14 protein-coding genes are annotated in these 12,970 nt (G+C 65.1%); 1 reads left to right on the forward strand and 13 read right to left on the reverse strand.

All coding sequences use genetic code 11. The annotated features are described in order from the left end of the window. Positions 1-14: 14 nt before the first annotated feature. Complete coding sequence (locus tag PVA39_RS10270; RefSeq protein WP_013791969.1) at positions 15-563, reverse strand: adenine phosphoribosyltransferase; 549 nt, start codon at positions 561-563, stop codon at positions 15-17. 26 nt (positions 564-589) lie between these two features. Next, positions 590-1,324 (reverse strand): fumarate/nitrate reduction transcriptional regulator Fnr, encoded by a 735-nt coding sequence (gene fnr / locus PVA39_RS10275; RefSeq protein WP_274123981.1) that lies wholly within the window; start codon positions 1,322-1,324, stop codon positions 590-592. Positions 1,325-1,467: 143 nt separating this feature from the next. Here fnr and PVA39_RS10280 point away from each other — a divergent pair, with 143 nt between their 5' ends. Further along, positions 1,468-1,947: a hypothetical protein gene (locus PVA39_RS10280; protein ID WP_274123982.1), complete on the forward strand. Its 480-nt coding sequence runs from the start codon at positions 1,468-1,470 to the stop codon at positions 1,945-1,947. A gap of 35 nt (positions 1,948-1,982) precedes the next feature. On the opposite strand, the gene hemN is transcribed toward PVA39_RS10280, so the two are convergent. The 11 genes from hemN to PVA39_RS10335 all read right to left on the reverse strand — a co-directional run bounded on the left by hemN (position 1,983) and on the right by PVA39_RS10335 (position 12,900). After that, positions 1,983-3,365, reverse strand: coding sequence for an oxygen-independent coproporphyrinogen III oxidase (gene hemN, locus PVA39_RS10285; RefSeq protein ID WP_274123983.1), 1,383 nt, complete (start codon positions 3,363-3,365; stop codon positions 1,983-1,985). A gap of 199 nt (positions 3,366-3,564) precedes the next feature. Further along, positions 3,565-4,245, reverse strand: a complete 681-nt coding sequence (locus tag PVA39_RS10290; protein WP_274123984.1) for a sulfite exporter TauE/SafE family protein — start codon at positions 4,243-4,245, stop codon at positions 3,565-3,567. Further along, positions 4,238-4,441 (reverse strand): cbb3-type cytochrome oxidase assembly protein CcoS, encoded by a 204-nt coding sequence (ccoS, locus tag PVA39_RS10295; protein ID WP_093501705.1) that lies wholly within the window; start codon positions 4,439-4,441, stop codon positions 4,238-4,240. Before ccoS ends, PVA39_RS10290 begins: the two co-directional genes overlap by 8 nt. After that, a complete protein-coding gene (locus PVA39_RS10300; RefSeq protein ID WP_274124279.1) occupies positions 4,438-6,876 on the reverse strand; it encodes a heavy metal translocating P-type ATPase in 2,439 nt (812 codons plus the stop codon). Before PVA39_RS10300 ends, ccoS begins: the two co-directional genes overlap by 4 nt. Beyond that, positions 6,876-7,382 (reverse strand): FixH family protein, encoded by a 507-nt coding sequence (locus PVA39_RS10305; protein ID WP_274123985.1) that lies wholly within the window; start codon positions 7,380-7,382, stop codon positions 6,876-6,878. The genes PVA39_RS10300 and PVA39_RS10305 overlap by 1 nt, the downstream gene beginning before the upstream one ends. A 10-nt stretch (positions 7,383-7,392) precedes the next feature. Further along, positions 7,393-8,799, reverse strand: coding sequence for a cytochrome c oxidase accessory protein CcoG (ccoG, locus tag PVA39_RS10310; protein WP_274123986.1), 1,407 nt, complete (start codon positions 8,797-8,799; stop codon positions 7,393-7,395). 180 nt (positions 8,800-8,979) lie between these two features. Further along, positions 8,980-9,927 (reverse strand): cytochrome-c oxidase, cbb3-type subunit III, encoded by a 948-nt coding sequence (gene ccoP / locus PVA39_RS10315; protein ID WP_274123987.1) that lies wholly within the window; start codon positions 9,925-9,927, stop codon positions 8,980-8,982. Next, positions 9,924-10,127 (reverse strand): cbb3-type cytochrome oxidase subunit 3, encoded by a 204-nt coding sequence (locus tag PVA39_RS10320; RefSeq protein WP_027910388.1) that lies wholly within the window; start codon positions 10,125-10,127, stop codon positions 9,924-9,926. Before PVA39_RS10320 ends, ccoP begins: the two co-directional genes overlap by 4 nt. Before the next feature lie 4 nt (positions 10,128-10,131). Further along, positions 10,132-10,740 (reverse strand): cytochrome-c oxidase, cbb3-type subunit II, encoded by a 609-nt coding sequence (ccoO, locus tag PVA39_RS10325; RefSeq protein ID WP_274123988.1) that lies wholly within the window; start codon positions 10,738-10,740, stop codon positions 10,132-10,134. Beyond that, positions 10,737-12,191, reverse strand: coding sequence for a cytochrome-c oxidase, cbb3-type subunit I (gene ccoN, locus PVA39_RS10330; protein WP_274123989.1), 1,455 nt, complete (start codon positions 12,189-12,191; stop codon positions 10,737-10,739). Before ccoN ends, ccoO begins: the two co-directional genes overlap by 4 nt. A gap of 259 nt (positions 12,192-12,450) precedes the next feature. Next, positions 12,451-12,900 carry an REP-associated tyrosine transposase gene (locus tag PVA39_RS10335; protein ID WP_274123990.1) on the reverse strand — a complete coding sequence of 150 codons (450 nt, stop codon included), beginning with the start codon at positions 12,898-12,900 and terminating at the stop codon, positions 12,451-12,453. Positions 12,901-12,970: the final 70 nt, after the last annotated feature.

A 12,970-nucleotide genomic window follows, 5' to 3' on the forward strand; every position in this document is an offset into this window, starting at 1 on the left:
TTATTTAGCCGCTATCAACGCTCGTCGAGGGCGAAGGCGGTCAGGGTGAAGGTGGGAATGCCCATGTCCTGAAGTTTGCGTGAGCCGCCGAGCTCCGGCAGGTCGATGATCGCTGCCGCTTCGTACAGCTCGGCGCCCATGCGCTTGACCAGTTGCACGGCGGCCAGCAGGGTGCCACCGGTGGCGATCAGGTCGTCGACGATCAGCACCTTGTCACCTTCGCACAGGCTGTCGGCGTGGGCCTCCAGGAAGGCTTCGCCGTATTCGGTCTGGTAGCCCTGGCTGAGCACGTCGGCCGGCAGCTTGCCCTGCTTGCGAAACAGCACCAGCGGCTTGTTCAGCTCGTAGGAGAGAATCGATCCGATCAGAAAACCCCGTGCATCCATCGCCCCGACGTGGGTGAAGTCCGCTTCGACGTAGCGCTGGATCAGGCTGTCGATGACCATACGCAGGGCGCGAGGGGACTGGAACAGCGGCGTGATGTCGCGAAATACCACGCCCGGTTTGGGGAAGTCGTTGACCGGGCGGATAAGGGTCTTGATGGTGAATTCATCAAAGATCATGGCAGGGTGAATCCTTAACGGGAGTATCAGCCGTTAAGGTTACCACCTGCCAGAGCGCACAGCTCGATCGGGTCGAGAATATGCACTTCCTTGCCCTCGGCTTCGATCAGGTTGCTCTGCTGGAAGCGCGTGAACACCCGCGACACGGTTTCCACGGCCAGGCCCAGGTGATTGCCGATCTCGTTGCGCGACATCGACAGGCGGAACTGGTTGGCCGAGAAGCCACGGGCGCTGAAGCGGGCGGACAGGTTGACCAGGAAGGTAGCGATGCGCTCGTCGGCAGTCTTCTTGGACAGCAGCAGCATCATCTGCTGGTCGTCACGAATCTCGCGGCTCATCACGCGCATCAACTGGCGACGCAGCTGGGGCAGGCTTACCGACAGTTCGTCGAGGCGCTCGAAGGGGATTTCGCAGACCGAGGTGGTTTCCAGGGCCTGGGCCGACACCGGGTACAGCTCGGTGTCCATGCCGGAGAGGCCGACCAGTTCGCTGGGCAGGTGGAAGCCGGTGATCTGCTCTTCGCCGGCGTCGCTCAGGCTGAAGGTCTTCAGGGCGCCCGAACGCACGGCGAACACCGAGTTGAACGTGTCGCCCTGGCGGAACAGGAACTCGCCTTTTTTCAAAGGACGGCCGCGTTTGACGATGTCGTCGAGGGCGTCCATATCCTTCAGATCCAGGGACAGAGGCAGGCATAGGCTGGCGAGGCTGCAATCCTTGCAGTGTGCCTGATGAGTAGTGCGCAGCTTGATGCTTTCGGACATCGCCCTTATCCCTAGGTAATCACTCAGAAGTTGTAAGGTTAACGCACCAGGGGCATGCGCGGCCACCTGCCGCAGGGTGTTCAAGTGTCGCAGGCACCTGCCGATAGGCTTGTATCGATCAAATGAAGGTAGGGAGCGGTGTGATGCAAGTGGCCACCAGTGGTGCAAGTGAGCGCGGTTACGTTGCGCCGGGTGCTGTGCCTGTAGCAGCGCCTGTCGAGACGGTAGAGCCAAGCGCTACCGCGTCTGCCGAGGAAAAGAGCGCCGAGCCGGGTGTGAAGGTGAGCCTGTCCGCTGTCGGCCTGGCGCGCTCGAAGGAAGCTGAAAACAAGGACGCCGATATCGACGAAAGCAATCTGCCGGACGAGATCAAGCAGTTACTCAAGATGATCCGCGAGCTCAAGGCCCAGCTAGCCGAGAAGATGGCCGAGTTGCAGGCACAGATGGCTCAAGGCGACATGGAGGACGACGCGCAACAGGCCAAGGTACGTGCTCTGCAGACCGAAATCGGCTCCCTTAACGGCGCCCTGAGCACCGCCAACGCCCAGTTGGTGAAAGTGATGCGCGACCAGAAACTGACCAGCGAACAGAGCGCCAGCGTGGGCGCGCTGCTGGCCAAGTGATGCAGCGGGTAGGGCAGCCACCTTGGCTGCCCTGCTCAGATCACCCGCGAAAAACGCTGCAGATTAGTCTCGCCCAGATAGCGGTCGAAGAGCATGCACAGCGAGCGCACCAACAGTCTTCCTGCGGGCAGCACCTCGATACCGCTCTCCCGTAATTCGATCAGACCGTCGCGGTGCATCTGCTGTAGCGCCGGCCAGGCGTCCGCGAAGTAGCTGGGCATGGTGACGCCGAAACGCTGTTCGATGTCCGCGAACTCCAACTGGAAATGACAGATCAGCTGCTGGATCACAGCGCGGCGAATACGATCGTCGTCGTTGCAGCCCAGGCCGCGCTGGGTCGCCAGCTGGCGATTGTTCAGGCTGCTCTGGTAGGCGGTGATATCCGTGGTGTTCTGGCAATACAGATCACCGATCTGGCTGATCGACGACACGCCCAGGCCGATCAGGTCGCAGTGGCCGTGGGTGGTATAGCCCTGGAAGTTGCGCTGCAGGCTGCCGTCCTCCTGGGCGCTGGCCAGCTCGTCATCGGGCAGGGCGAAATGGTCCATGCCGATATAGCGATAACCGGCGCGCGCCAGTTGCTCGATGCTGCCCTGCAACATGGCCAGCTTGGCTGCCGCGCTCGGTAACTGCCCGCTGTCGATGCGTCGTTGCGGCAGGAAACGCTCCGGTAGATGGGCGTAGTTGAACAGCGACAGACGATCGGGCTGCAGGGCGATGACCTGCTGCACGGTACGGGCGAAATTCTCCGGTGTCTGCAGCGGCAGGCCATAGATCAGGTCGATGTTCACTGAGCGAAATTGCAGGGTGCGCGCCGCCTCGATGATCGCGCGGGTTTCTTCCAGGCTCTGCAGGCGGTTGATGGCGCGCTGCACGTTGGGGTCCAGGTCCTGTACGCCGAGGCTGACGCGGTTGAAGCCCAACTCGCGCAGCAGGCCCATGGTCGACCAGTCCGCCTCGCGAGGGTCGATCTCGATGCTGTAGTCGCCGCAATCGTCGTCGAGCAGGGTGAAATGCTCGCGCAGCTTGGCCATCAGCTGGCGCAGTTCGTCATGGCTGAGAAAGGTCGGGGTGCCGCCGCCCAGGTGCAGCTGCTCGATGCGCTGGCGCTTGTCGACATGATGGCCGATCAGCGCCATCTCCCGTTCCAGGGCTTGCAGGTAGGGCTGGGTGCGGCCGCGATCCTTGGTGATGACCTTGTTGCAGGCGCAGTAGTAGCAGATGTTGGCGCAGAACGGCAGGTGCAGGTACAGCGACAGCGGACGCAGGGCGCGGCGACTCTCGCGCAGGGCGTGCAGCAGGTCGAAGGAGCCGACGCCGTCGTGGAACTGTACGGCGGTCGGGTAGGAGGTGTAGCGCGGGCCGGCTTGATCGTAGCGGCGGATCAGGTCGGAATCCCACTGGATGGCGTCGAGCATGGCGAATTCCGCTTCAGCGTTGAATGCTCAGCAGTCTAGGGGGCGTATGGGCGGGGCTTTTTGATCTGAGTCATGGGGTCGCAGCAGTGGTGGGACCGTTGGGCCTGTCAGCTCCGTAGCCTGGGTCGAGCGTAGCGACACCCAGGGCAATCGATTCCCGGGGTTCGCTGCGCTTAACCTGGGCTACCAGAGGCGGTTTTCAATGCCCCATCAGCCAATGCTGATGAGGGCCGGGCAGGGTCCACAGGCCAAACAGGATCACCAGCAGGCCGCCGGCGATGCGCACGCTACGCCGGCGTAGCAGGCTGACCAGGCGCTCGGCCGCGAGCCCGGTGGCCAGCAGCACCGGCAGGGTGCCGAGGCCGAAGGCGAACATCAGCGCGGCGCTGTGCAGGGCACCCTGGCTCGCCGCCCACAACAGGGTGCTGTACACCAGGCCGCAGGGCAGCCAGCCCCACAGGCTGCCGAGCACCAGGGCACGCGGCGCGCTGGTGACCGGCATGCAGCGTCGGGTGATCGGTTGCAGGTGCCGCCAAAGGCCGCGGCCCAGCGCTTCGATACGCGTCAGGCCGCTCCACCAGCCGGCCAGATACAGGCCCATGGCGATCAGCAGCAGCCCGGCGATGCTGCGCATTACCGTGGCGAGCGGGCCGCTGGCCAGCGCCCACCCGGCCAAGCCGAGCAGCAGCCCGGCAGTCGTGTAGCTGAGGATGCGCCCGGCGTTGTAGGCGACCAGCAAGCGCAGGCGCTGGTGCCGCCGCTCGGCGGGGATGGCCAGGGTCAGCGCGCCCATCAGCCCGCCACACATGCCCAGGCAATGGCCGCCACCGAGCAGGCCGAGCATCAGCGCGGAGAGCAGTTGCGGCAGCAGGTCAGTCATGGTTTTTGGCGGCGGGCTCGTGCTTGGCCTGTTTCACCGCCGCCTGGTGGCGCGGGTCATCGTCATCGAAGAGGATGCGGTGCGCCGGGCTGTCGAGGTCGTCGTACTGGCCGCTGTCCACCGCCCAGAAGAACAGCCACACGGCGAAGGCGACCAGCAGCAGGGCGACGGGAATCAGGATGTACAGCGCGGTCATGGTGCTTTCCCCAGGCGCAGTGCGTTGAGTACCACCAGCAACGAGCTGGCCGACATGCCCAGCGCGGCCCATATCGGCGTGATCCAGCCGAGGGCGGCGAAGGGCAGCACCAGGCCATTGTACAGCCCGGCCCAGGCCAGGTTCTCGATGATGATGGTGCGGGTGCGGCGCGCCAGGCGCAGGGCATCGACCAGGCTGGTCAGCCGATTGGAGAGCAGCACGGCGTCGGCGCTGGTCTTGGCCAGATCCGAGGCCGAGCCCATGGCCACGCTGATGTCGGCGCCGGCGAGCACCGGCACGTCGTTGACGCCATCGCCGAGCATCAGCACGCGGCGGCCTTGCCTCTGCAGATCACGCAGGATGGCCAGCTTGGCGTCCGGGGTCAGCCCGCCGCGGGCCTGGTCGATACCCAACTGGCGGGCCACTTCACCGACCATGGGCGAGCTGTCGCCGCTGAGCAGCAGGATCTGCCAACCACGCCCGCGCGCCGCCTCGACCAGGGCCGGCGCATCGTCGCGCAGGCGGTCGTCGAGTACGAACCAGGCCAGCGGCCCCTGTTCGTCACCCAGCAGCAACCATTGGCCCTGTTCGCCGTTGATGGCCGGTGCGCGGCTGGCGCTGAGCGCGCTGACGAAATCGGCCCGGCCGATACGCAGCCGGCGCCCCTCGACGACACCTTCGAGGCCCAGCCCTGGCACGTTCTGCAGCGCTTCGACCGGCGCGGTGGCGTGGCCGAAGGCGCGGGCTATGGGGTGCTCGGACTGGCTTTCCAGCGCCGCGGCCAGGGCCAGGCAGGTGTCGCCATCCAGGTCACCGAGCGGCTGCACGGTGCGTAGGGTCAGGCGGCCTTCGGTGAGGGTGCCGGTCTTGTCGACGATCAGCGTGTCGATCTGCTCCAGACCTTCGAGCACATGGCCGCGGGTCAAGAGCATGCCGAGCTTGTGCAGGGTGCCGGTGGCGGTGGTCAGCGCCGTCGGCGTAGCCAGGGCGAGAGCGCAGGGGCAGGTGGCCACGAGCAGGGCGAGCACCACCCAGAACGCCCGCGACGCATCGAGCTGCCACCAGACAACCCCGACGATGGCCGCCACCACCAGCACGATCAACAGGAACCACTGCGCCACCCGGTCGGCGATCTCGGCCAGACGCGGCTTTTCGCCTTGTGCCCGTTCCAGCAGGCGGACGATGGCCGACAGCCGGGTGGCGTCGCCCAGCGCCTGCACTTCGACGGTCAGCGGTCCCTCGACATTGAGCGTCCCAGCTGTAACGTCATCGCCGACGCTGCGCGGCTGCGGCAGGTACTCACCGGTGAGCAGGGATTCATCGACGCTGGACTGCCCGGTCAGCACCTGGCCGTCGGCCGGCAGCAGCGCGCCCGGCGGCACCAGCACGCGGTCGCCGGGTTGCAACTCGCTGAGCAGGATGCGCTGGCTGTGGCCCTGTTCATCCAGGCGCAGGCAGGAGGCCGGCAGCAGCTTGACCAGTTGCGCGGTAGCCGCCGCGGTGCGCTCCCGGGCACGGCGTTCCAGATAGCGACCGCTGAGCAGGAACAGGGCGAACATGCCCACAGCATCGAAATACAGCTCGCCATGGCCCATGACCGTGGACCAGATGCCCGCCGCGTAGGCGCCGCCGATGGCCAGCGACACCGAGACGTCCATGCTCAGATGACGGGTGCGCAGGTCGCGCAGCGCGCCGCGGAAGAATTGGCCGCAGCAGTAGAAGACTATGGGCGTGGTGAGAAACAGACTGACCCAGCGCAGGATGCTGTCCAGCTCGTGGCTGAGGTCGATGTTGAACTCCGGCCAGGTGGCCATGCTGGCCATCATCACCTGCATCCAGAGAAGCCCGGCCACACCCAGCTGCCGCATCGCGCGGCGGTTCTCGCGGGTCAACTGCTCGGCGGCGGCATCGGCCTGCCAGGGATGGGCGGCGTAGCCTATGCGCCGCACTTCGCCGAGCAGTTCGCTCAGGGGCAGGGCGTTGGCGCTCCAGCGTACCCGCAGGCGATGGTTGGACAGGTTCAGGTGCGCCTCAGCCACGCCGGGCAGGGCAGCGAGGTGCTTTTCGATCAGCCAGCCACAGGCCGCGCAACTGATGCCCTCGATCAGCAGGCTGGTTTCGCGCCATTCGCCGCTTTGTTCGACGAAGGGCTGCTGCATGTCGCGGCGGTCATACAGGGCCAGCTCGTCGGGCAGTGCCTGGGGCAGTTGCTGGGGGTTGTTGGCTGCTTCGCTGCGGTGGCTGTAGTAATGCTCCAGGCCGTTCTGCACGATGGTTTCGGCCACCGCCTGGCAGCCTGGGCAGCACATCTCGCGCGACTGGCCCAGCACCACAGCTGAAAAGCGGCTGCCCGCCGGCACCGGCAGGCCGCAGTGGTAGCAGGGCGCCGGGCTGCTGCGCTCGAGCGGCGCGCCGGTGGCAAGGGAGGTGTCGATCAGCGTTGATCCCCGAGCTGGATGCGCTTGCCAGCTTCGAGGGTTTCTTCCTCGAACAGGCGCCAGTCCTGGCCGCCTTCCTGGCCGATCAGCTCGACGAAGCGCCGGCCCTGCACGCTATCCTGCAGGTTGCCGCGGTACAGGCCTTCACCCTGATGTTGCAGCACTACACGGCGATCGCGCTCCGGCTGGGTCGGCGATACCAGGTTGAGCACCAGTTGCGCGGGCGCGCTGGCGCCGTGCAGTTGCAGCTCGGCGATGCCGCGCTCGTCGTCCAGCTCCAGCGTCGCCTGCAGCTTCAGGCGGACAGCCAGGTTTTCGCGCTCCAGGGACTGGTTGATGCCCTTGCCGACGTCGTAGTAGTCGTCGGAGATCAATCCCGGCGGATTGCGGGTGGCGACGGTCAGCAGGGTCAGCCCCTGGATCACCGAGTAGCCGAGCAGGGCGATCAGGAACCAGGGCCAGAACTGCTTGTACCAGGGGGCGGGTTGGAGGTCTTCGTTCATGGTTGGCCTGCTATCTCACGCTCGGGCCGATAAAGCGGCTGCTGGCGTCGTTGTGGATGCCGTCGTCATCGGTGGCACGGATGTGGAAGGTGATCTCGTTGGTGTTCGACGGCAGCTTCTCGGCGTCGATGGACAGCTCCACCGGGATCGCCAGCACTTCGCCGGCCAGGGCGCGGACTTCGCGGCGGCCTTCGTACACCAGACCGTCCAGGCCGTCGGCGTCGATGCGGTAGACGACGTCCTGCTGAGCCTTGTTCATGATCTTCAGGGTGTAGACGTTCTCGATTCGCCCCAGCTCGTTCTCGCGGTAGAGTACCCGATCCTTGAGCACGTCCAGCTCGACCAGCGAGCGGTTGCTCACTGCCCAGGCGAATACCGCCAGCATGGCCAGGAGGGCGATGGCGTAGCCGATCAGCCGAGGGCGCAGCAGGCGCGTCTTCTGCCCCGAGAGGTTGTGTTCGGTGGTGTAGCTGATCAGCCCGCGCGGGTAGTTCATCTTGTCCATGACGGCGTCGCAGGCGTCGATGCACGCGGCGCAACCGATGCACTCGATCTGCAGGCCGTCACGAATGTCGATGCCGGTCGGGCACACCTGCACGCACAGGGTGCAGTCGATGCAGTCGCCCAGGCCCTGAGCCTTGTGGTCGGCGGTCTTCTTGCGCGGGCCGCGGGTTTCGCCACGGCGCGGGTCGTAGGAGACGATCAGCGTGTCCTGGTCGAACATCACGCTCTGGAAGCGCGCATAGGGGCACATGTGGATGCACACCTGCTCGCGTAGCCAGCCGGCATTGCCGTAGGTGGCGAGGGTGAAGAAGGCGATCCAGAACAGCGCCCAGCCGCTGGCCTCGAAGGTGACCAGTTCGGCGAGCAGTTCGCGGATTGGCGCGAAATAGCCGACGAAGGTCAGTGCGGTGACCAGGGAAACGCCCAGCCAGATGCTGTGCTTGGCGAAGCGACGAGCGAACTTGTCGGCACTCATCGGCGCCTTTTCCAGCTTCATGCGCTGGTTGCGGTCGCCCTCGGTGACCTTTTCCGCCCACATGAATATCCAGGTGAATACGCTCTGCGGGCAGGTGTAGCCGCACCACACCCGGCCGGCGAACACGGTGATGAAGAACAGCCCGAAGGCGGCGATGATCAGCAGTGCAGAGAGCAGCACGAAATCCTGGGGCCAGTAGGTGGCGCCGAAGATGTGGAACTTGCGCTCCGGCAGGTTCCACCACACTGCCTGGTGGCCGTCCCAGTTCAGCCACACGGTGCCGAAGTAGAGGACGAACAGCAGAGCCCCGCCAGCACGCCGCAGGTTGCGGTAGAAGCCGCTGAACGCGCGGGTGTGGATCTTCTCGCGACTGGCATAGAGGTCGATGGTCTCGCCGGCGGGCGGCGTGACGTTCTTGACGGGGATCTGTTGGCTCATCGAGGGCTACCACAACGGTTGGTCGGGCCTGTCGCTACCGATACGTGCCGGTCGCGATCGTTCGCTGCGCCGATGGTACGCCGCAACGCCAGATCGGGCTTGCGGCTACCCGTCGCAGGGTAGGTGCAAGGCCATGCTAGGCGCAGCATGCCGGAGCCGTCCTGACCCAGATCAGTGCACTCAATCTTTCTCCCGGTTTTGCGCTTCTGCCGGCGCCTTTTCGCGCTGCGATAGGCTGTACACGTAGGCGGCCAACAGGTGCACCTTGTCGTTGCCGAGAAATTCCGCCTGCGCCGGCATCTTGCCGCTGCGCCCATAGCGAATGGTCTGCTGCACCTGGGCGAAGCTGGAACCGTACAGCCACACCTTGTCCGTGAGGTTCGGTGCGCCGAGCACCTGCAGGCCCTTGCCGTCGGGGCCGTGGCACATGGCGCAATTGGTGGCGTAGAGCTGTTTGCCCGCGTCCAGGTTGACGGCGACGTGCGCCGGGTTTTCCAGGTTCGAGAGGCTGCGCACGTAGCCGGTCACGTCGCGCACGCCCGCGTCGCCGAGAATGGCCTGCCAGGCCGGCATCACGCCCTGGCGGCCCTGCATGATGGAGGTCTTGATGGTTTCCGGGTCGCCGCCGTACAGCCAGTCGTCATCGGTCAGGTTGGGAAAACCAAAGGCACCTTTGGCATCGGCGCCGTGGCATACGGCGCAGTTGTTGGCGAACAACCGGCCACCGATTTTCAGCGCCTTCTCGTCCCTGGCCAGTTCGCTGATGGGGGTGGCCGCGTAGCCGGCGAACAGCGGGCCGTAGCGTGCGTCGGCGGCGGCCATCTCGCGCTGCCACTGGCCGACCTGGGTCCAGCCCTCGTCATAGCCGGGCAGCAGGCCCTTGAAGTTGCCCAGCCCGGGGTAGAGCAGCAGGTAGCCGAAGGCGAATGCCAGGGTGCCGAGAAACAGCAGGAGCCACCAGCGCGGCAGCGGGTTGTCGTATTCCTCGATGCCGTCGAAGCTGTGCCCCGTGGTCTGCTCGCTGTCGCCCGACCGCTGGCCCTTGCGGGTAGCGATGAGCAGCCAGGCCAGGCCCAGCAGCGTGCCGAGGGTGGTCAGCGCGATGAACAGGCTCCAGAAGGTGCTCAAGGTTTGTCGTCCTCGAGCTTGTGGTTCTGCTGGCTGGCGCTCGGTGGCTGCTCGTCGGCGAAGGGCAGGTTGGCCGCTTCGTCGAAGCTGGACTTGCGCTTGCTGCTGTAGGCCCAGAGCACCACGGCGACGAAGGCGATGAACACCACGGCGGTGCCAATGCCGCGGATGGTGCCGATGTCGGTGAGGAAGGCTGGCATGGCGTCACCGCTTGTTCTGGATTGAGGTGCCGAGCACCTGCAGGTAGGCGATCAGTGCGTCCAGCTCGCTCTTGCCGGCCACCGCCTCGCGGGCCTTGGCGATGTCGTCGTCGCTGTAGGGAATGCCGAAGCCCTGCATGACCTTGAGCTTTTCGGCGCTCAGGGCGCCGTCGAGCGTGCGCTCGGCCAGCCAGGGATAGGCGGGCATCTTGGATTCCGGCACCAGGTCGCGCGGGTTGACCAGGTGGGCGCGGTGCCACTCGTCCGAGTAGCGCCCGCCGATCCGCGCCAGGTCCGGCCCGGTGCGCTTGGAGCCCCACAGAAAGGGGTGATCCCAGACGCTTTCACCGGCCACCGAATAATGGCCGTAGCGCTCGGTTTCGGCGCGGAACGGGCGGATCATCTGCGAATGGCAACCCACGCAGCCTTCGCGGATATAGATGTCGCGGCCCTCGAGCTGCAGCGCGGTGTAGGGCCGCATGCCGGCCACCGGCTCGTTGACCACGTCCTGGAAGAACAGCGGCACGATCTGGGTGAGGCCGCCGATGCTCACGGCGATGGCCATCAGCAGGGTCATCAGGCCGAGGTTCTTTTCGATCAGGTCGTGCTTCATCGGCCGGTCTCCCCGTTTTGCGCCAGGGGAATCCGCGCGCTGGCATCGTAGTCGGCCGGTCCCGCGCCGCGAATGGTGCGCCAGGTGTTCCAGGCCATCAGCAGCATGCCGCTGAAGAAGATCGCGCCGCCGATCATGCGCACCACGTAGCCCCAGTGGCTGGCCTCCACCGACTCGATGAACGAGTAGGTGAGCGTGCCGTCTTCCTGCACCGCCCGCCACATCAGGCCCTGGGTGATGCCGTTGACCCACATGGCGACGATGTACAGCACGGTACCGATGGTCGCCAGCCAGAAATGCAGGTGGATCGCCGCCAGGCTGTGCATCTGTTCGCGGCCGAATACCCGGGGAATCAGGTGATACAGCGAGCCGAAGGTGATCATCGCCACCCAGCCCAGGGCGCCGGCGTGTACGTGGCCGATGGTCCAGTCGGTGTAGTGGGAGAGGGCGTTGACGGTCTTGATGGCCATCATCGGCCCCTCGAAGGTGGACATACCGTAGAACGCCAGGGAGACGACCAGAAAGCGCAGGATCGGGTCGGTGCGCAACTTATGCCAGGCACCCGACAGGGTCATCATGCCGTTGATCATGCCGCCCCAACTCGGTGCCAGGAGGATGATCGACATCACCATGCCCAGGCTCTGGGCCCAGTCCGGTAGGGCGGTGTAGTGCAGGTGGTGCGGGCCGGCCCAGATATACAGGGTGATCAGCGCCCAGAAGTGCACGATGGACAGCCGGTACGAGTAGATCGGCCGGTTGGCCTGCTTGGGCACGAAGTAGTACATCATCCCCAGGAAGCCGGTGGTCAGGAAGAAGCCCACCGCGTTGTGGCCGTACCACCACTGGATCATCGCGTCCGTGGCGCCGGCGTACACCGAGTAGGACTTGAACAGGCTGACCGGCACGGCGGCGCTGTTGACCAGATGCAGCATGCCGGTGACCAGGATGAAGGCGCCGAAGAACCAGTTGGCCACGTAGATATGCCGGGTGCGGCGCTTGAACAGGGTGCCGAAGAACACGCCGATATAGGCGAACCAGACGATGCCCAGGAGGATATCGATCGGCCATTCCAGCTCGGCGTATTCCTTGCTGCTGGTATAGCCCATTGGCAGGCTGACCACCGCCGCGACGATCACCGCCTGCCAGCCCCAGAAGGTGAAGGCCGCCAGGCGGTCGGACGCCAGCCGCACCTGGCAGGTGCGCTGCACCACGTAATAGCTGGTGGCGAACAGCGCGCAGCCGCCGAAAGCGAAGATCACCGCATTGGTGTGCAGTGGGCGCAGGCGGCCGAAGCTGGTCCAGGGCAGGTCGAAATTCAGTTGCGGCCACACCAGTTGCGCGGCGATGAACACCCCCAGCCCCATGCCGACCACGCCCCAGACCACGGTCATCACCGCGAACTGGCGCACCACCTTGTAGTTGTAGGCAGCCGGACTGCTTGCTGGGCTCATGCTGGGTTCCACGCTGGGCTGGGCGCTGCCGTGAGGCGACAGGCATTTCAGGCGGCGCGAGTATCCCCGACCGGCATAGGCGGTGCAATGCGTTGGAAATATGCAGAAAGCGCTCGGTTGTGAGCTCTGCGGTGTTTCGAGATGAGACCAGCCGAGTTTGCTGGGAGCCTACCTTGTGGGAGGGGCTTCAGCCCCGAGCTTTATCGGTGCAAACAACTCGGGGCTAAAGCCCCTCCCACGGTCGTTCTCGCAAATTACTTCAAAGCCACACCGCATCCCAAAAAGGGTAATCGCCGACACGCGTTACCAGGCCTGCACGTAATGGGTTGGCAACGATGTATCGTGCAACTGACAGTATGTCCTCCTCTCTGCGAAGTGCTCGGTCATGGAAACCCTCTTGACAAAGTCTGCCTTGGCGACCGAGCCGGCTGTTCACCTGCAAGGCGCTGCGCCCCTTGACGCGTTGCATCAGTGCGCTGAGCGAACCTTGTTGCAGGGATACCAGCCAGTGCAGGTGATCAGGCATGACCACCCAGGCAAGCGACTCTGCCAGCCCTGATGCTTGAGCGTTATACAGCTCGCGAATTAGGAGGCGAGCGGGCGCCAGGTCGGCAAAGATCGCTTGGCGATTCTCGACAGTGGCCGTGAGCAGGTAGATATGGTTGGTTAGAGAGATCCGGCCTTTGCGCAAACTGACTGAGTGGGGCATTCCGTTGCCTCCTGAGTAGGTAAAGCAACGGTAGCTGAAAGATGGCGACCTGCGTAGGAGCGGCTTCAGC

This window comes from Pseudomonas sp. CNPSo 3701 (assembly GCF_028674975.1).
Taxonomy (GTDB): domain Bacteria; phylum Pseudomonadota; class Gammaproteobacteria; order Pseudomonadales; family Pseudomonadaceae; genus Aquipseudomonas; species Aquipseudomonas straminea.